Below are 19,012 nucleotides of genomic sequence, written 5' to 3' on the forward strand. Positions count from 1 at the left end.
CATTTATTTCGGGGCGTAATTCTGATTCACGTACTCGTCCACAATCACCTGAAACTCTTGAGCAATATTGTCACCGCGTAAGGTTTTGACTTTTACGCCATCAACAAATACAGGGGCTGCAGGAGTCTCTCCGGTTCCGGGTAAAGAGATGCCAATATTAGCGTGCTTACTTTCGCCAGGGCCGTTCACAATGCAACCCATCACGGCAACATTCATTGCTTCAACACCTGGATGGGTTTTTTTCCATACTGGCATTTGTTGACGCAGATAAGACTGAATATTGGCAGCCAACTCTTGGAAGGTTGTGCTGGTCGTTCTACCGCAACCAGGACACGCAATCACCATGGGTGTGAAATTACGCAATCCCATCGTTTGTAAAATTTCTTGGGCAACAATGATTTCATTCTCACGTGGCGCACCAGGATCCGGCGTTAAGGAAACCCGAATGGTGTCGCCAATACCTTCTTGCAACAAGATGCCCATTGCGGCTGTTGAAGACACAATACCTTTACTTCCCATGCCTGCTTCGGTGAGGCCGAGATGCAATGGGTAATCGGAACGACGAGAAAGATCGCGATACACCGCGACTAAATCCTGCACATTACTAACCTTACAAGACAAAATAATTTGATTGGGGTTCATGCCAAACTCGACGGCTTTTTCTGCAGACTGCAATGCTGACTGAATCAATGCCTCGATCATGACCTCTTGTGCAGTCTTGGGGACTGGCAATGCCGCATTGTGATCCATGATGCCAGCGAGCAGGTCTTGATCTAAGCTGCCCCAGTTCACGCCAATCCGAATGGGCTTGTCATATTTACAAGCGGCTTCAATCATTTGTGCAAATTGCGGATCACGCTTAGCGCCCTTACCCACGTTACCGGGATTAATGCGGTACTTCGATAAAGCCTTGGCACACTCCGGGTAGTTATTCAACAAGGTATGGCCGTTGTAATGGAAGTCGCCAATCAATGGCACCAATACATCCATCTTGTCTAACTGCTCACGAATATAAGGCACCGCTTCTGCTGAAGCTGGTGTGTCTACCGTAATGCGCACCATCTCTGAGCCAGCACGAGCTAATTCTTTAACCTGTATCGCGGTACCGACTGCATCTGCAGTATCAGTATTGGTCATCGATTGCACACGCACAGGGGCGTCACCACCAATCGTAATGATGTTGGATTTCCAGGCAACCGTAGCTTGGCGCGTCGCCCTCTTTGGCGATGGACCTAAAGGCAACTTGGGGAGATTGTTAGATGAATTACTCATAGGACTTTATAAAATCAGTCGTCTAATCTTTTGAGCCATTGCACTGAGTGCTCAGACTGATACTCTTGCTCTTCTTCTTCATCAAGACTGTCAACATTATCATCTTGATCAAGATTGATCTGCTGGTCATGCACGGCACGCTCTCGCACTCGGGTGCGATCAACCACATCACCTGCTAGCTGACCACAGGCTGCAGCAATATCATCACCGCGGGTTTTGCGAACAGTTGCCACCATGCCAGCGTCTAACAAAATGCTGGCAAAGGCATGGACACGTTGCGCTGTTGAGCGCTTCAATCCAGACTCCGGGAATGGATTGAATGGAATGAGGTTGATCTTGCACTTGATGTTCGCTAATAGGCGCACCAACTCTTTTGCCTGAACATCAGAGTCATTCACACCATCGAGCATGCAGTATTCAAAGGTTAAGAAATCCCGAGGGGCAAACGGCAAATAGCGTTCGCACGCAGCAAGCAATTCTCTTAAAGGATATTTTTGATTCAGCGGAACCAGTTGATCACGCAGTTTGTCATTAGGTGCATGCAATGACACCGCTAATGCCACTGGGCAATCTTGTGCCAAGCGATCAATCATCGGCACAACACCTGAAGTCGATACAGTGACGCGACGACGTGACAAACCATAGGCTCTGTCATCAAGCATTAAACGCAAAGCAGTGACAACGTTGTCATAGTTGAGCAAGGGCTCGCCCATACCCATCAAGACCACATTCGAGATCACACGACCGGTGTGCTCCCAACCTGGTGTTGGGTATTTCTCGATACGGCGAACTGCATTTGGATCAGTGCGCAGCAAGTGTTCTGCAAACCAGAGTTGGCCAATGATTTCACCGGCAGTGAGATTGCGCGAGAAGCCTTGGTGCCCTGTTGAGCAAAAACGGCAATTGACTGCACAACCCGCTTGAGATGAAATACATAAGGTGCCGCGATCATCTTCGGGAATAAATACAGACTCCACGGCATTACCAGCGCCAACATCCAGCAACCACTTACGGGTACCGTCTGCTGCATGCTCATCTTTAATGACTGGGAGAGAAAGGACTTGCGCTTTATCGAGCAGGGTTGCTCTAAAGCTTTTTGCTAAGTCACTCATGTCGTTAATATCAGATACACCGCGTTGGTGTATCCACTGCATGAGTTGCTTTGCCCTAAAGGGCTTTTCATTCAACCCCGCGACATACGCTGCCATTTGGTCAGCGTCAAAATCTAAGAGATTTACGCGCGGGGAGGTCAATGCGCCTACTTATGTATTCAATAGGTTTTTGTTAGCAATCGTGAATTAACGATTGAAAACGTTCATGCCAGCGAAGAAGAATGCAACTTCGACAGCAGCAGTTTCAGGAGCGTCAGAGCCGTGAACAGCGTTGGCATCGATGCTATCTGCAAAATCAGCGCGGATAGTACCTTTGTCTGCCTTCTTAGGATCAGTAGCACCCATCAAGTCACGATTCTTAGCAATTGCGCCTTCGCCTTCCAATACCTGAATCATTACAGGACCAGAAATCATAAAGCTCACCAAGTCTTTAAAGAAAGGACGGGCAGCATGCACAGCGTAGAACTGCTCAGCTTCAGCTTGTGACAAATGCGCCATTCTGGACGCAACAATCTTCAAACCAGCAGATTCGAAACGGTCGTAGATCTTACCGATCACGTTTTTTGCTACAGCATCAGGTTTGATAATAGAAAGGGTGCGTTCAATAGCCATGTAAAACTCCAATAGTGATTTTCAAAGATTTTGCTGAATTGGCGCCAATTGAGACCCAGGGAGAACTTACCCCCCTTAATTCCTATAGCGCGCCAGGAAATCAGCGACCCCCAAATTATACATCGGCTGACCGTATTTACCCTGATCTCAGAGTGCCTAAGCCATTGAATTTACAGGGCATAACCCTATGATTTGTAGTCTTTTTAATGGGGGGCTTGAAATTCACCTATTTTGTCTATACTTACTGTCAACAGCCCCTCGTGGGCTCGTGTATTAACTATGAAAAAGGAGTCAATATGAGTGATCTCAACTCTTACGGCTTTGGGCAAACCAGCTCGATTAGCACCCCACAAATACGCAACCGCGTATTACGCAATACTTACGCCCTTTTGGCGCTCTCAATGGTCCCTACTGTCATTGGCGCATGGCTAGGCGTTGCTTTTGGGCTGAACTTTATGGCGAGCAACCCTTTTATGGGTTTCATCGTCTTTATGGCAATTGCTTTTGGATTCTTCTGGGCGATTGAGAAAAACAAGGACACCGGTGCTGGTGTTCTGCTCTTGCTAGGCTTCACCTTCTTTATGGGCATCATGATGTCCGGCTTGGTGGGTTACACACTCAACAGCTATAGCAATGGTGCTACCTTGATCATGCTGGCTTTTGGCGGCACAGGCGCTATTTTTGCTGTGATGGCAACAATTGCTACTGTAAGCAAGAGCGATTTCTCAGGCATGGGTAAATGGTTGATGGTCGGAGTACTCCTCTTGATCGTGGCTTCATTGGCCAATATCTGGTTGCAGTTGCCCGCCTTGATGTTGACTGTAATGGTTTTGGCAATCGCCATCTTCTCAGCCTTCATCTTGGTTGATGTCCAGCGCATCATCAATGGCGGTGAGACCAACTACATCATGGCTACATTGGCTATCTACTTGGACGTCTACAACGTCTTCACCAACTTGCTCGCACTCTTGGGCATTGTAGGTGGCAATAGAGACTAAGTATTGGCTTCTAGCTTCAACAGAAAAGGCACCTGCGGGTGCCTTTTTCTTTACCTCAATATTCTGATTTGCTGTTCAAGCGAACAATTGAGTTATCAAAGTCTTTCAAACACCGCCATCGACTCGACATGGGATGTGTGAGGGAACATATTGACGATGCCCGCACTCTTGAGAATGTAGCCTGCCTGATGGCAAAGGATATCGGCATCTCTTGCCAAGGTTTTTGGGTTACAGGACACGTACACAATGCGTTGCGGTGGTAGATCACTGCCCTGCTCATACAATAAGGCTAGCGCTCGGCAGATCTCCATAGCGCCTTCACGCGGTGGATCCATTAGCCAGCGTTGGGCTTTACCCCAAGAGGCAATCGTTTCTGTGGTCACTTCAAACAAATTGCTTTGCATGAAGCTGACTTTATCGGCTAGCTGGTTATGTTCTGCATTGGCTTTAGCCCTGGTAGTGAGACTTTCCAAACCCTCAATACCCAGAACATTGCTGGCCTTTCTTGCCAGTGGTAACGTGAAATTACCAATGCCGCAAAATAAGTCGAGCACGCGATTGCTTGCTTGAACCTCTAAGAGACGAATCGCTCTGCTCACTAATGCGCGGTTCATCATGTGATTTACCTGCGTGAAATCCGCTGGCTTAAACGGCATCTCAATCTCAAACTCAGGGAGGCGATAACAAAGCTTACCGGTCAATGGATAGAACGGCGCAACAGTTTCAATGCCCTTGGGTTGCAACCAAACCCAGACTTGATGCTGATCAGCAAAATCCTTGAGGAGTTGCTCGTCTGTCGGAGTTAAAGGGAGAAGGTTTCTGAAGACCAATGCAGTGACAGACTTTAATTTTTTGGGATCATCTGAATTCGGATCTTCAGGCTCGCCAACAGCAATCTCAATCTGCGGCATGCGATCCACAATGGATAAGCCCATGACCAATTTACGCATCTCTGGCAATAAATCAGAAACATGCTGAGGCAAAATCTCGCAAGCAGTCATGTCTGCGACATAGCCACTCTTGCCCTCATGAAATCCAATCAGCACAGTGCCTTTTTTGATCGAGCGATTAACTGCGCTTAGGCGTGCGCGATGACGGTATTCCCAGGCAGGGCCACCCATAGGGCGAAGGATTTCTTCGGGAGCAACTTTAGCAATGTGTTTGAGATCATCTTCTAGTACGCGCTGCTTCATGGCTACCTGCGCCCGAATATCTAGATGCTGCATGGTGCAGCCACCACAAACTCCAAACGCTTTGCACTTAGGTTCAGCTCTGAAGACCGCAGGCTTGAGAATATCAATCACTTTGGCTTTACTGAAGCGGGCTTTGTCACGCGTGATGACATAGGTGACTAGTTCTGTGGGAAGTGCGCCTTGAATAAAAATAACTTTGCCGCTTTGACCTTCAGCGGCTTCTGCCTCATTCGGCGCTAAGCGGGCAATGCCTTGCGCATCTAGATCAAGGGCATCAACTCGTACTGGCTCAGTCACAACGATGTGGACCGGCTTTTCTCCTCTACGCATCGGGAGCAAAGTCCAAGAGATACTCTTGCCACTGTTCGCCATGTGGCTCTTTAGACTCTTTTTCTAAGTAAGCTTTTACGAAGGTAATTTCTTCTTTGTACTCTTCCAATGAAAAACCACCACGCATCAACTGAAAGCGGCAGTACATCAGATAAGTATTGACTACATCCGTTTCGCAATAGCGACGAATCTCATCAATCCTGCCCTCTTGATAGGCAGGCCAAACTTGACTGCCATCCATTCCCATCTTGCCTGGGAATCCGCAGAGTTTTGCCAGCCCATCTAAAGGCGCATTAGCACGACCGTTAAATTTAGCCAAGAGGTCCATCAAATCGAGATGACGCATGTGATAACGACTGATGTAGTTATTCCACTTAAATTCACGGCTATCGTTTTCTTGGCTCTCACCCATTTCCCAGTAGCGCGGTGCTTGAACATGATTTGCTAGAGCGCGGTAGTGCAGTACTGGCAGATCAAAACCGCTGCCGTTCCAAGACACTAACTGAGGAGTGTATTTTTCTACAAGCTCAAAGAAGGTCTGAATCAATACCTTCTCATCATCTTGCGCAGTACCTAGTGTTCCTACTTTAATTTGGGGTGAGCCATCTTTCGTTGTTCTGCGTATGACACAAGAGATTGCGCAGATGCGTTGCAGATACAGCGGTAGAAATTCACTACCGGTTTTTTCGGCGCGCTCCGCCATGGCTTTGGCCGCAACTTCACTATCAGACAGCGTATCGGGATAGTCATTGAGTCGACGCAGACCCGCAACATCGGGAATGGTTTCAATATCAAATACGAGAACCGTTGCCATACTTAAATCGCTAGCAATTGATTAGGTGCAATTACTGCAAGTATGGCGTTGGATTTACTGGCCTGCCATTCACACGGAGTTCAAAGTGCAGCTTTACTGAAGTGGCGTCGGTATCACCCATCTCGGCAATCTTTTGGCCTTTCTTGACCGTATCACCCTCTTTAACCGAGAGTGCGCGGTTGTGGGCGTAGGCTGTGAGATAGGTATTGTCGTGCTTGATGATGACGAGATTACCGTAGCCACGCAAGCTATTACCGGCATAGACAACTTTACCGTCAGCAGCTGCAGTAACGGGATCTCCTAACTTCCCAGCAATATCAATACCTTTGGTCTTTTCACTGAAATCATCTGTGACCTTACCTTTGGCCGGCCATGACAAACGAATACCAGGTTCAGCAACGATTTCTTTAGGGGCTTCTTTGGCAGCATCTACTTTTGGCGCATCCGTTTTAGGCGTATCGCCAGCTGTTTTCGGAATTGGCTTCACCGTCATTTTGTTATTCGCCGGTGGCCTCACCAAAATGAGGTCATCTACTTCAATTAAGTTTGGGTTCGATAAATTATTCCACTGCGCCAAATCGCGTGGAGACTGGCCGTTATCTAATGCAATCCGCGCCAAGGTATCACCACGTTTCACACGATAGTAGCCAGGCGGAGTTGGTTCACTATTGCCACCACTTCGATCTACGACATTGGCTGGTTTTGCCCGAGGCGTTGTTGAGCAACCCACATTGAGCAGCAGAGAAGCCATAGCGGCCAGCAATAGCAGGTATTTAGATAGGAGATTCATAGGCATTTTCATACTACCCCTGATTGTAAGGGGACAAAAAAGACCTCGTCTAGAACGGTTCTTTGATAGCGCTGGGAGCTCATCCGCTCAACCATGATCAATTGTTGTTCTTTCTCATTCTTGGCAACGGGAGCCACCAAGCGCCCACCAATAGCCAATTGATCCAATAAGGCATCTGGAATGCCTAATCCAGCTGCTGCCAGAATAATTCCATCAAATGGTGCTGCCTGCGGAAGACCTAAAATTCCGTCCCCATAGATGAGGCGCAGGTTTTTAATCCGAAATGGACGCAGCTTTTCTCTGGCCATATCGTGCAATGGACGAATACGCTCAATTGAATACACCTCATCGGATAACAAGCTGAGAATTGCTGCCTGGTATCCACAGCCAGTACCAATTTCTAATACTTTGCCTAAAGATTGTTTAGGCTTATGCAAGATCTCAATCATGCGCGCCACTACCGATGGCTTTGAAATCGTTTGTGAATGTCCTATCGGTAAAGCAGTATCTTCATAAGCTTGCGGATGCATGCCCGCATCCATAAAGGCATGACGAGGAACGGTCGCAATCGCTTCCAATGTTTTACCGTGCTTAACCCCGGCTGCAAGTACTTTTGCAGCTAAGGCTTGCCGATGACCGGCATTACGTTCTGCTGCTGGCCTCAACCGCGCGTCCAGCCATTGGCGCGCATGGAAGCCAAGCGAGCATGATGGGTAAGATCCAACTGCATTGGGGTAATTGAAATGCACCCTTCATCAATGGCATGAAAGTCTGTGCCTTCGGAACTATCTTTAGCGTGACCTGCTGCACCAATCCAGTAAATGTCATCACCACGTGGGCTCTTCTGCACCACTACTGGCTGCGAGTGATGGCGATTACCTAAACGAGTAACACGCCAGCGATAGAGATCGGCATAAGGGCGATTCGGAATATTGACATTTAACAAAGTGGCCGCACCATCGGTATGAGCCAATTTAGATACCAGCATTTGTGCCACGATATCGTGAGCCGCTTTAGCCGCATCCTCAATCCGATTCCAACCCTTATCAATCTGTGAGAAAGCAATACCGGGAACACCAAACATCACGCCTTCAACTGCAGCAGCTACCGTGCCAGAGTACAGAGTGTCTTCACCCATGTTCTCGCCTTGATTGATACCAGAGACTACGAGATCAGGTTTTTCATCTAAAAAACCGGTCATAGCGATATGCACGCAATCCGTTGGAGTGCCGTTGATGAATAGAAATCCATCACGCTCACCACCGGCCACTCGATGAATCGACAGTGGTCGTGAGAGTGTTAATGAGTTGGAAGCCCCGCTGTGATTTTGCTCTGGGGCAATGACGGTTACACGACCCAATGGGCGAATGGCATTGACCAAGGCCAAAAGACCGGGAGCAAGATAGCCATCATCATTCGAAATCAGAATGTGTGGCTGCTTTGTATTTTCACTCATGAATATCAATACCTTCTTATTAGCTCTAGGCCTTTGCCACTTGGGTTAATGCGCGTCCTCTAAACCATCCATATATTACTGGCAATACCAAGAGGGTCAAAATGGTCGTCGTCACCATACCACCCACAATCACTAGGGCTAGAGGGCGCTGGGCTTCAGAACCAATTGAGTGAGATAAAGCAGCTGGTAAAAGTCCTAAGCCAGAAAGTGCCGCTGTCATCAGTACCGGACGAACGCGTAAAGAAGCGCCCTCCACCATGACATCCTTCATCTCACCATGCTCGCGAGCGGCAGTCTTATTGATAAAGGAGATCAGGATCACTCCGTCCTGAATCGCAATCCCAAATAAGGATAAGAATCCAAAGAAGGCGGAAATACTGAGAGTCTCTCCAGCAAGATGTAAGGCAATCACGCCACCAATGGCGGCAAACGGCACATTAATCATCACAATCACTGCATCTCGGAAATTACCAAAAGCGCTAACAAGCAATAAGAAGATGCCCAGCAAGGCCAATGGTACGATCAGCATGAGCTTCTTCTGCGCTTGCTTCATTTGATTGAATTGACCATCCCAACTAATCGAGTAGTTTGGTGGCAAGGTAATATTTTTCTCAACCAAGAATTGCGCATCTTCCACGGCGCTACCGAGGTCACGATGACGCACGCTGAATTTAATAGCGATATATCGCTTACCAGCTTCACGATAAATAAAGAAAGGGCCATCGCTTAATTGAACCGTTGCCACCATCGACAAAGGAATTGATGCGCCGTTAGGTGAATCTACTAATAGGTGACCAATATCGGCAATGTCATTGCGACTACCTTCGTTGAGGCGAATGGCGATACCAAAAGTCTTTTCATCCTCTAAAAGGTTAGTAACCGCTGCGCCACCAATTGCATTGGCGACAACTGTTTGAATGTCATTCACATTGATACCGTAACGTGCAGCGCGCTCACGATCAATCTGGATATTCAAGGTTGGCTGACCTAATTCCTTCAGAATGCCCTCATCCGCTACACCGCGTACTTTTTTGAGCTGCTCAATTACCTCGTGGGCTTTTTGATCCAGGACCTCAAGGTCGGTGCCGTAAATCTTGACCGAGTTCTCACCCTTCACTCCAGAGAGCGCCTCATTCACATTATCTTGAATGTATTGCGAGAAGCTATATGTAACGCCCGGGATCTTATCGAGCTCAGTCTCAAGATGTGTAATCAAGTCTTTCTTGCTCGACCCGCTTGGCATTTTGTCAGGACTCTTTAAATACAGACCGTACTCTTGATTAAACACGCCAGTGGAGTCGGTACCATCATCTGGACGACCAATCTGGGCAGCAACTTTATCAATCTCAGGCTGTTTTAAGAAAGTCTCCCGTAACTGATTGGCAATCTTGACGGAGTAATCCAGATCCACTGTATTGGGCAAGGTTACTCGCAGCCAAATATTATTCTCTTCTAGCGTTGGCAAGAAGGCAGTACCCAGGCGAGTCACACTTAATAAGGTTAGGCCCAGAACAAATACGGCAACAGATACAACTGTTAATGGGCGGTCCATCCACTTTCTCAATAGCGGCTTGTAGCCATTCAGAAGCTTAGTAATAAATCCAGGTGGCTTGTGATGCAAGTTCTCACCAAAGACCAAGGAGATCATGGCAGGCAAGAAGGTTAAGCTCAGAATCATGGCGGCTATCAAAGCAAAGCCCATAGTGAATGCCATTGGCTTAAAGATGATGCCCTCTACTCCACCCATAAAGAACAATGGCGAGTAGGCAACAATAATAATTCCAGTCGAGTAAATCATGGCTCGCTGCACTTCACTCGTCGCCAAGATAATGCTTTGATTGAGACGCTTGCCGCCCTCTTCCAAGTGACGCATGACGTTCTCCGTCAGAATCACTGCCGAGTCCACAATTACGCCAAAGTCAATCGCGCCAAGAGAAATCAAATTGGCAGGCACGCTCCACAGATGCATCTGAATAAACGATACGCACAGAGCCAATGGAATTACTGCAGCCACTACTGCTGCTGCACGCAAATTACCCAAGAAGAAAAAGAGTACCGCGAGAACTAAAGAGATACCGAAGAACAATGTGTGCTTCACCGTGCCGATGGTGATATCCAAGAGCACTTGGCGGTCATAGAACGGCACTACTTCAATTCCAGGTGGGAGCACTTGTTTATTAATATTTTCAACAGTGTTGCGGACGCGAGCTAAAACTTCGGTGGCATTCTCTCCACGACGCAAGTAAACGATGCCCTCAACAGAGTCAGGGTTGTCATTGAATTGGAACATCCCCAAACGTGGCGCATTGCCAATCTCAATTCGAGCTACGTCGCCAATTCGGATAGGTACTCCATTGTGAATAGAGATCACCACCCGCTTAATGTCATCAATGTTTCTAAGCAGCCCAACGCCACGAACCACGAATTGCTGTTCACCACTCGGTAATAGTCCGCCGCCGGTATTACTATTGGCATTCGTTAAGGCGGCAATCAGCTCATTAACAGTCACGCCCTTCGATTGCAGACTTTCTGGGCTGACAATGACTTGGTATTGACGTACCCTGCCACCAAATGAGGAGACATCCGCTACGCCAGGAGTTTGCTTGAGCTCTTTATAGATCTCATAGTTCTGCAATGTTTTTAATTGGGTGGATGAAGCGTAATCTGACTTCACCTCATAACGCATGATTTCGCCAGTCGCATCAGAATCAGGGCTAATGCTGGAGGTCACTCCCGGCGGGAAACTCACATTCGCTAAGCTAGTAATAAATGTTTGGCGGGCTTTAAATGGATCCGTTGTGTCATTAAACTTCAGAGTTACAACAGACAGGCCAAATAAAGAGACTGAACGGAAAGCCTGAAGACCGGGAATACCAGCCAAGGCATTTTCTACTGGGATAGTGACTTGCTGCTCTACCTCAGTGGTACTTCTACCTGGCCATTGAGAAATCGCCTGAATCGTTAATGGCGCTACACCAGGGTAAGGCTGTATTGGCAACTTAGAAAGACTGAACATCCCCAAACCGAGGAGCACGATCGAGCCAACGATAACCAGCACTCGTTTCTCAAGTACACCCCGAATAAAGGAAGTAAAAGCGCTCACTTAGTCTTCCTGTTTTGCAAATCGATCGTTTAACAAGACTGCGCCTTCGGCCAAGATACGTGAACCTGGCTCTACACCCTCGGTAATAGCAAAAGTTTTGCTATTAAGGTCATAGCCTTTAACGGGCAGGCGACGGTAAACCTCATCACCGGCCTTCACGATGACGTAGCGCATCTCACGAATACGCACTACCGCGGTTTGCGGCACCACAATTGCATCAGCCATACCAGTAGTAAGCTTGGCTGAAGCGTACATATCTGGACGCAAGAGATCGTCGTTATTCTCAATATCTGCACGAATCAATAAAGCGCGAGTTTGCGGATCAATGGTTGGGGCAACGTAGTTAGCGTAAGCCACGAATTCTTTATCTGGATAGGCTTCCACTTGCAGAACCATTTTTTGGCCCGGCTTGATTAAGCGGAAATCTTGCTCAAAGACATTGCCCAAGAACCAGAGATGCTTTGGATCAGCTAGGGTGGCAATCACATCACCCGAGTTCACGGCAGAACCTGGCTCAACATTGCGCTTCACCACCACCCCTTTTAACGGGGAGCGCATCACTAAATTACTTTGAGTTCTACCAGTAGTTTCAATTGCCCTGATATCGCCATCACCAGCACCGAGATTACGCATGCGGTTTGCAGCAGCTTGCTGGGTAATGCGGGCATCACCTAGCAAATCACTCATGGTCTTACTGGTCTCCAATACTCTAACTGTCTTTGAGGAGAGCAAATACTCTTGTTGGGCAGACAGAAATTCTGGGCTATAGAGCTCCACAATTGGAGAACCAATATTGACTTCGGCACCATCGAATGCATAGATACGCTCTACCCGTCCTGGTGCGCGCGCTGAAAGTACCTTAGACTTTTCTGCATTAAATCCCAAGCGGCCGGTTACTTTGATATCTACCGGTACTTGCACTTTTTCCGCAGTTTGGAAAATATAAATATCTGGATTGAGTTTGATGCCAGGAAGCTTTAGTTCCAAGATGCCACTCTTCTCCACCTTCAGAGCCTTATCAGAAGCTTCAATTTTGACGTTGCGATTCACATTGGTAATACGACCAACAACAATACCTATCGACAGAATGGCAAAAGCAAATGCAGCCAAACGGACGCGATGACGATTTTGAGGGCTGAGATTCCAATAGAGGCCAGCAACACTAGCAAGAGCTACATGCAGTCTATGACCACCAAAGTGCATAGCCTTATCAGTAATAGGCTTGGCTTTATCACCAAGCTGTTTTAGAAAAGAAAGAATTTTGTCTTTCAACACTGCTCCTTAAAAAGGTTCTTTGCCAGATGTCACTAGCAATACTGCTTGCGCTTGCAATAGATTACTCTCCGCTAGCGCTAATTGAACTTCGAGACTTCGCAGCTGGGTTTGCGCTGTCAGCAAATCATTAAAGCCCTGACCGTTGTTCGAGTACTGGGTTAAGCCAACCTTATAGGCAGCATCTGCTTGAGGTACTTGGCGCTCTTTTAAAAATTGGGCCTGACTCTTAGCTTGCTCATATGTGGCATACGCACTATTAACCGCCAACACAATTTGCTGACGATTGGAGATATTGCCTGCTTCAGCCGCTGCCTGGCTGCGCTGCGCCTGCTCTACTCCATACTTCTCCTTGGTGAAGAAATACAGCGGAATAATAAGGTCAAGTTCTAACTGATAAAACATCGCACCGTTGTTGGCCGAGAATGGACCCCGCGGTGTGAATGAAGAACCAATCACTTGGAAGTCAGGTAGGTAGGCTTTCTTGGCAAGATCGACGCCTTTACGGGCAGCCTCTAGTTGTAGTGCTGAGCTCTTTAATGAGGGATGACTGGTTTCGGCATAGTCTTCCAGTTCCAGCAAAGTGGGTACGCTGTTCATCGCGCGGCGCACATCCCCACGCAGTATGAGTTTTTCTCTGGAGTGGCGACCCACCAAAGTATTGATATTGTTCAGAGCAACCGATAGTTGACGCTCTACATTAAATTGATCTGCTTGAGCTGCGCTTTGTGCCACCTGCGCGTTCAGGTACTCAACATAAGCTGCAGCATTATTGGTATAGCGCGCTTTAGCAACGTTTTTAATCATCTCTAAACGCATAACCGATTCTTTGAGAACCTGTAACTGCTTTTGTGATGCTAAGGCGGTGTAATACAAAGTAGATAGCTGGGCACCTAACTGCAAATAGGTGGATTCGCTTTGAGCTAATAAGGCTTCAGCATTCGTATTGGCAATATCGGACGCCAAACTCTTCTTACCCGGAAACTGAAATGGCTGAGCTATTGAGATCGCATTGTTACTACTAATCCCATTTGGATTTTGTGGCGTTGGTGTATTGGCTCCACCCAATGCAAATGGGGAGTTCACTGGCATACCCGACCACACCAAGCCTACTTGCGGATTGGCCGGCGCATTAATTTGCGGCACAGTGGCCTTGGCAGATAAGTAAGACTCACGCAATGAAGATAATTGTGGGTTATTTAATTTGAGTTCATTCCAAAGCTGGCGCAAATCCATTTCTATTGGGCCGGATGGCGCACCCTTGGTATAAATCTTGGGCGTATCACTTTTAGTTACTGGCGCAAATAAAGAGGCGGCGTTGGCAGGATTGGCCGAACTATTACTGTCGTTACTAAGGACTGGCGGTACTGATAAAAAGTCCTTAGACTCGTTCAGTTGCACGGTGACACTAGCTGGAATGGCGGAATCTGATTGCCCAAATACCGAGTTGGCAAAAAATAGAGAGGCTAATGCACAGGCAACCCGTTTAAGTGGGAATGCAATAGTAATACGAATGTCGCTTTTACTCAAATTGCCGTGAATCAAATCGGCTGCCTCTAAATCTGAACTAATGCTGTTTTTATGGCCCCAGATGCAGGTTTCCCTGAATTTATAGGGGGTTTTAAAGATTATAGGTCAGAAATTCCAAAAGTCGAATTATTGGAGTTTTGTATCTTATTGATTCTAAAGACAATAATTATTCTGAACCGCCTTGAAACGCTTAAAACTCAGCATGCACCCTAAAAGACAGGATGTTCACTGGACCGCGGGCAGAGTTATAGGCCGGATTGATGATGTGCTGAAAGTTCAAACCAGCGAGTACGTTCTTAATAACCGTAGCGTTGTAATAGACCTCACCAATCCGCTCCGGTGAGTAAGCAATCGTTTGACTTGGGCTAGCGTAGTCACCAATGAAGTAAGACACACCCCCTGCTTGCAGGTAGCCACGGCGATAGCTCGACAAACCATTTTGCATTGCAGAAATACCAACACTGTCATTGGGACGTTTCCAACTTGTGCCGTTCATACCCATACCAATCGAGATGGAATTGTCCGCTTCTGTAAACGACATCGTTTCGGTATGACCATCGGATGTGAAGGCGCGGCCATAAATACCAAGATCCTTGGTTAAAGCTTGTTCACCATGCAAACCAATACCAGTTTTAATCTGCATATTGTTGCGGACATTATTAATGGCTTGGGTGCCTTGGCGAGCATTGGGATTTTGATCAATGTAATTGGTGGCATCCGAGAATCGCGCCAACATCATCTTGTTGCGATAGGCTAAGACGCTGACCTTGCCCGGAAGATCGGCAATATTGTGCTGGCGCTCTACCTCTACTTGATCACCATAGGTATTAAAGATTTGCCAATTAAGGTCACGGCCATTCGGTGATTTGGGAGCGAGCATTCTGGAAGCGCGCATCACCCAGTTACCGAGATACCACTCCCCCGCTAAGCCCCAGCTGTAACCTCTGGCATCGGCTGCATAGTCATAAGCCAGATAGGTCATATTGCCCCAGTTCATAAACTGAATACGGGGATCTTTAGCATATCGGCTGTCATCAAAAATATCGAGCGTAGAGAACTGACCGCCAGTGAGCACCACGCGATTACTACTTACGGTTTGCGTAATTTGATTGGCTTCATTTTCCAGAACGACTTTATCGCCCTCTTGATTGATGGTTTGACGCACAAAAGCGCGGGCAGAATAATACTTGGCTTGCGCGCCATTGGCTTTAGTTGCCTCACCGTTGGTGAAGCCACCCAAACCATTTAAACCGGAAAAAGGAACTCCAGAAATCACTTCTGGATTGAAGTAGATATCGGTGTCTGGTGCGACACGAGCACCAAAGAACAAAGTACCTGACCAGGTATAACTCATCGCCTTATCGTTAGATAGACTTCGCATACCGGAGTATGAGGACGTGAAGTTGTTATAGCGCTGATTAATGTAAGTTGTTTGCCCGTGAAGATTTACGGGCAATCCAAAGAGCTCTCCCTCAGTTGGAACACCCTCAATTGGAGAAGCAAAACTTGCAATCTGATCTGACCCTGATCCCGCTTTTTGTGCGAGCGCAGTCGTGCTGCTAAAGGCAACAAGCAAGCTCAACAGAAGAAGATAGGATTTGTGGGTCATTCACAATTTCACAATACTTAGCATCAATGACCAATGCGTAGCTAAAAGAAACTAGAAGCAACTAAAGGCCAGATCTACCGGGGTAAAAACAAGACAGCTCGGATAGGCACGGCGTGAGATTGAAGCTCAACAGGAGTGCAGACCAAATTATCCCTAAAAAGGGTTAATTTACCTAGAATTTATGTCGCTTTAGTGACTATTTAGCTGTGGTGATATTAGCGACGATCCATCAGCGCCCTGGCTAATGTACCGGCATCGACATATTCCAGCTCACCACCCACCGGAATACCTCTGGCGATTCTGGTGACTTTGATACCTTTGGATTTGAGCACTTCACCAATGTAATGGGCTGTTGCCTCACCTTCACTAGTGAAATTCGTTGCCAGAACTACTTCTCTCACTGGCACTCCAGTATCTGGCGCTTCAATGCGGCTTAGCAATCGATCGAAATGAATTTCATTTGGGCCCATGCCATCGAGTGGTGAGATGCGACCCATTAATACAAAGTAATTACCTTTGAAACTCAAAGTCTGTTCGACCATCACTTGGTCAGCAGGCGTTTCCACAATGCATAGTAAAGATGGATCACGACGATCATCATTACAAGTAGTGCAAATTTGGGTTTCGGAGAAGGTATTACAACGAGCACAGTGGCCCACCGTCTCCACAGCCTCACCTAATGACTGAGCAAGCACTGCTGCGCCATTGCGATCATGCTGCAGCAAGTAAAAAGCCATACGCTGCGCAGACTTTGGTCCCACTCCAGGCAATACCCGCAAAGCCTCGATCAAACGACCGAGAGCGTCTTGCGGAGCTTCTTGACGTGCCATTAATTAAACAGTTTTTGATTAATCATTAAAACGGCAGCTTGAAGCCAGGAGGCATTGGCATACCAGCAGTAGCCCCAGACATCACTTGTGAGCTAGCAGCTTCTACTTGTTTGAATGCATCTGTATAGGCAGTGACAAGCAAGTCTTCGAGCATTTCGCGATCATCCATTGCACCTGGATCAATCTGCACACGCTTCATTTCGTGTTTGCCAGAGATAGTGACTTTCACTAATCCACCAGCCGCTTGGCCAGTGACTTCTAGCGCAGCTAATTGCTCTTGCGCTACTTTCATCTTCTCTTGCATCTGCTGGGCTTGTTTCATCAAACCCGCAAGGCCACCTTTCATCATCGCTTTATTTCCTTTGTTTACTAATTTTTATATCTATGAATATTGAACTGGGCAATCAAAGAGGCTTTACAGAGCCACCGACTACTTTGGCTCCAAACTCTTTTTCTAATTGCTGAATAAATGGATCCTGCGCAATCATCTGCTCTGCGTTTTGTCTTTTCTCTTGATGAATCTGGGCATCGACTTTAGCGACTGTCTTACCTTCAACTTCACCTTTTTCAATGATGACTTTGATAGGTTTGCCAAAGTGCGCAGTCAGTGCGTCTGCAAGACGACCAACAGAAGCTTCGGATGCCAGTTGCGGCATCGGTGTCACAACCGTGGCACGCACACCTGCTGGTGAATCTTCCCAATCTTGCAACTCGGTCTGAAACGCTAACTGCTGCACTAAACCTTTGACCGGTAACTGACGCATTAAGGCATGCCAGTCTGGGCGATTAGCTGCAGATGCGGTAGCAGTTGGTGCAGAAACTGCTGGAGCCATGGCAGCAGGTTTAGCTGCGGCTGGAGCAGATGCTGCAGGCGCAGACCTGACTGGCGCAGCAGTTTGATTTGCTGGTGCAGACGGTCTTGGCGCTGATGCTACCGAGGCTACTGGTGGCGCTGAGCCCCCTGCTCTGCCGGGAGTTTCATTCCCAGGACGAAAGGCCAACATGCGCAAGAGCGTCATGGCAAAGCCCGTTTGCTCATCAGGTGCCAGTGATAAATCGGGACGGCTAGTAATACTAATTTGGTAGAAGAGCTGCGCTTCTTCTTTTGTCAGCGCACTAGCTAAGCGACGAATCTCTGCTGCCTCTGGCCAGTCTTCTAATACGGACTCAGGAACAATTTGTGCGGCTGCGATTTTCTGAATGAGGCTAGATAAATCGGCAAGCGCTAAAGAGAAAGACATACTGCGCTCGCCCATCTCATTGGAGATATCTAACAATGTTGCGCCATCTTTAGCAATCAATGAATCCAAAATTCTGATGAGATAAGCATCATCTAATGTGCCGAGCATGCCACGCACTGCTTCTTCGGATACTTTGCCTGCGGCATAGGCAATGGCTTGATCCGTCAGTGATAAAGCATCGCGCATAGAGCCTTGCGCTGCTTTTGCCAAAACACGCAGTGCATTGGTTTCACATTCAACTTTTTCTGCGGCGAGTACTTTTTCCAAATGCTCAACGATAAGCGGTACTGGCATTTGCTTGAGATTGAACTGCAAGCAACGGGACAGAATGGTTACCGGGATCTTTTGGGGATCAGTAGTCGCAAGTATGAACTTCACATGTTCAGGCGGCTCTTCGAGCGTCTTGAGCATGGCATTAAAGGCATGATTGGTGAGCATGTGCACCTCGTCAATCATGTAGACCTTGTAACGCGCATTACTTGGTGCGTAGGCTGCTTTTTCTAATAAAGCGGCAATATCGTCTACCCCGCGATTACTCGCAGCATCCATCTCGATATAGTCAACAAAACGACCTGCATCGATTTCTAGGCAAGCCGGGCATTTTCCGCAAGGCTCTGAGGTCATGCGACCTTGACCATCCTCCCCAGTGCAATTGAGGGCTTTGGCCATAATTCGGGCAATCGTGGTCTTTCCGACCCCGCGAGTGCCTGTAAAGAGCCAAGCATGGTGTAGTCGACCTTGGTCTAAGGCATGGGTTAATGCCTTAACCACATGGTCTTGTCCTACCAATTGGGAGAAAGTTTTAGGGCGCCACGAACGGGCTAAAGCCAATGCAGTCATGTACTCCATT

At 47.5% G+C, this 19,012-nt stretch carries 15 protein-coding genes and 1 pseudogene; 1 reads left to right on the forward strand and 15 read right to left on the reverse strand.

Annotation, left to right across the window (positions count from 1 at the left end; genetic code table 11):
- Positions 1-3 precede the first annotated feature (3 nt).
- The 3 genes from ispG to ndk all read right to left on the reverse strand — a co-directional run bounded on the left by ispG (position 4) and on the right by ndk (position 2,996).
- Positions 4-1,272, reverse strand: coding sequence for a flavodoxin-dependent (E)-4-hydroxy-3-methylbut-2-enyl-diphosphate synthase (gene ispG, locus FD971_RS05690; protein ID WP_215333316.1), 1,269 nt, complete (start codon positions 1,270-1,272; stop codon positions 4-6).
- 14 nt (positions 1,273-1,286) lie between these two features.
- Positions 1,287-2,480: a 23S rRNA (adenine(2503)-C(2))-methyltransferase RlmN gene (gene rlmN / locus FD971_RS05695; protein ID WP_215335244.1), complete on the reverse strand. Its 1,194-nt coding sequence runs from the start codon at positions 2,478-2,480 to the stop codon at positions 1,287-1,289.
- A 90-nt stretch (positions 2,481-2,570) separates the two neighbouring features.
- A complete protein-coding gene (gene ndk / locus FD971_RS05700) occupies positions 2,571-2,996 on the reverse strand; it encodes a nucleoside-diphosphate kinase (protein ID WP_046330292.1) in 426 nt (141 codons plus the stop codon).
- Positions 2,997-3,292: 296 nt separating this feature from the next.
- On the opposite strand from ndk, the gene FD971_RS05705 reads away from it, so the two are divergent.
- On the forward strand, positions 3,293-3,994 hold the full coding sequence (locus FD971_RS05705; RefSeq protein ID WP_215333317.1) for a Bax inhibitor-1 family protein: 702 nt from the start codon (positions 3,293-3,295) through the stop codon (positions 3,992-3,994).
- Between the two features lie 95 nt (positions 3,995-4,089).
- On the opposite strand, the gene rlmD is transcribed toward FD971_RS05705, so the two are convergent.
- The 12 genes and pseudogenes from rlmD to dnaX all read right to left on the reverse strand — a co-directional run bounded on the left by rlmD (position 4,090) and on the right by dnaX (position 19,002).
- Complete coding sequence (rlmD, locus tag FD971_RS05710; RefSeq protein ID WP_215335246.1) at positions 4,090-5,517, reverse strand: 23S rRNA (uracil(1939)-C(5))-methyltransferase RlmD; 1,428 nt, start codon at positions 5,515-5,517, stop codon at positions 4,090-4,092.
- Positions 5,510-6,331, reverse strand: a complete 822-nt coding sequence (locus FD971_RS05715) for a 3'-5' exonuclease (RefSeq protein WP_215333318.1) — start codon at positions 6,329-6,331, stop codon at positions 5,510-5,512. Before FD971_RS05715 ends, rlmD begins: the two co-directional genes overlap by 8 nt.
- Positions 6,332-6,362: 31 nt before the next feature.
- Positions 6,363-7,121 (reverse strand): peptidoglycan DD-metalloendopeptidase family protein, encoded by a 759-nt coding sequence (locus tag FD971_RS05720; protein ID WP_251368588.1) that lies wholly within the window; start codon positions 7,119-7,121, stop codon positions 6,363-6,365.
- Positions 7,122-7,129: 8 nt separating this feature from the next.
- Positions 7,130-7,753, reverse strand: a pseudogene (locus FD971_RS05725) (protein-L-isoaspartate(D-aspartate) O-methyltransferase); the annotation flags it as partial.
- A gap of 29 nt (positions 7,754-7,782) precedes the next feature.
- A complete protein-coding gene (gene surE, locus FD971_RS05730) occupies positions 7,783-8,577 on the reverse strand; it encodes a 5'/3'-nucleotidase SurE (protein WP_215333321.1) in 795 nt (264 codons plus the stop codon).
- 25 nt (positions 8,578-8,602) lie between these two features.
- The gene (locus FD971_RS05735) at positions 8,603-11,680 is read right to left on the reverse strand and encodes an efflux RND transporter permease subunit (RefSeq protein WP_215333322.1); all 3,078 of its coding nucleotides are present in this window, start codon (positions 11,678-11,680) and stop codon (positions 8,603-8,605) included.
- The gene (locus tag FD971_RS05740) at positions 11,681-12,955 is read right to left on the reverse strand and encodes an efflux RND transporter periplasmic adaptor subunit (protein ID WP_251368589.1); all 1,275 of its coding nucleotides are present in this window, start codon (positions 12,953-12,955) and stop codon (positions 11,681-11,683) included.
- A gap of 6 nt (positions 12,956-12,961) precedes the next feature.
- Positions 12,962-14,482 carry a TolC family protein gene (locus FD971_RS05745; protein WP_215333323.1) on the reverse strand — a complete coding sequence of 507 codons (1,521 nt, stop codon included), beginning with the start codon at positions 14,480-14,482 and terminating at the stop codon, positions 12,962-12,964.
- A gap of 190 nt (positions 14,483-14,672) precedes the next feature.
- The gene (locus tag FD971_RS05750; RefSeq protein WP_215333324.1) at positions 14,673-16,091 is read right to left on the reverse strand and encodes a carbohydrate porin; all 1,419 of its coding nucleotides are present in this window, start codon (positions 16,089-16,091) and stop codon (positions 14,673-14,675) included.
- Positions 16,092-16,306: 215 nt separating this feature from the next.
- Positions 16,307-16,921, reverse strand: coding sequence for a recombination mediator RecR (gene recR / locus FD971_RS05755; protein ID WP_215333325.1), 615 nt, complete (start codon positions 16,919-16,921; stop codon positions 16,307-16,309).
- Between the two features lie 25 nt (positions 16,922-16,946).
- Positions 16,947-17,270, reverse strand: a complete 324-nt coding sequence (locus FD971_RS05760) for a YbaB/EbfC family nucleoid-associated protein (RefSeq protein WP_215333326.1) — start codon at positions 17,268-17,270, stop codon at positions 16,947-16,949.
- Between the two features lie 55 nt (positions 17,271-17,325).
- Positions 17,326-19,002, reverse strand: a complete 1,677-nt coding sequence (gene dnaX / locus FD971_RS05765; protein WP_215333327.1) for a DNA polymerase III subunit gamma/tau — start codon at positions 19,000-19,002, stop codon at positions 17,326-17,328.
- Between the last annotated feature and the right edge of the window lie 10 nt (positions 19,003-19,012).

Source organism: Polynucleobacter sp. AP-Ainpum-60-G11, from assembly GCF_018688375.1.
Classification (GTDB): Bacteria; Pseudomonadota; Gammaproteobacteria; order Burkholderiales; family Burkholderiaceae; genus Polynucleobacter.

Excerpts from the sequence above, each read along its gene's own strand:
- ndk (WP_046330292.1), bottom strand. The coding sequence starts at position 2,996 with ATGGCTATTGAACGCACCCTTTCTATTATCAAACCTGATGCTGTAGCA.
- surE (WP_215333321.1), bottom strand. The coding sequence starts at position 8,577 with ATGAGTGAAAATACAAAGCAGCCACACATTCTGATTTCGAATGATGAT.
- rlmN (WP_215335244.1), bottom strand. The coding sequence starts at position 2,480 with ATGGCAGCGTATGTCGCGGGGTTGAATGAAAAGCCCTTTAGGGCAAAG.
- recR (WP_215333325.1), bottom strand. The coding sequence starts at position 16,921 with ATGGCACGTCAAGAAGCTCCGCAAGACGCTCTCGGTCGTTTGATCGAG.
- FD971_RS05715 (WP_215333318.1), bottom strand. The coding sequence starts at position 6,331 with ATGGCAACGGTTCTCGTATTTGATATTGAAACCATTCCCGATGTTGCG.
- FD971_RS05705 (WP_215333317.1), top strand. The coding sequence starts at position 3,293 with ATGAGTGATCTCAACTCTTACGGCTTTGGGCAAACCAGCTCGATTAGC.
- dnaX (WP_215333327.1), bottom strand. The coding sequence starts at position 19,002 with ATGACTGCATTGGCTTTAGCCCGTTCGTGGCGCCCTAAAACTTTCTCC.
- ispG (WP_215333316.1), bottom strand. The coding sequence starts at position 1,272 with ATGAGTAATTCATCTAACAATCTCCCCAAGTTGCCTTTAGGTCCATCG.
- rlmD (WP_215335246.1), bottom strand. The coding sequence starts at position 5,517 with ATGCGTAGAGGAGAAAAGCCGGTCCACATCGTTGTGACTGAGCCAGTA.
- FD971_RS05720 (WP_251368588.1), bottom strand. The coding sequence starts at position 7,121 with ATGAATCTCCTATCTAAATACCTGCTATTGCTGGCCGCTATGGCTTCT.
- FD971_RS05760 (WP_215333326.1), bottom strand. The coding sequence starts at position 17,270 with ATGATGAAAGGTGGCCTTGCGGGTTTGATGAAACAAGCCCAGCAGATG.
- FD971_RS05750 (WP_215333324.1), bottom strand. The coding sequence starts at position 16,091 with ATGACCCACAAATCCTATCTTCTTCTGTTGAGCTTGCTTGTTGCCTTT.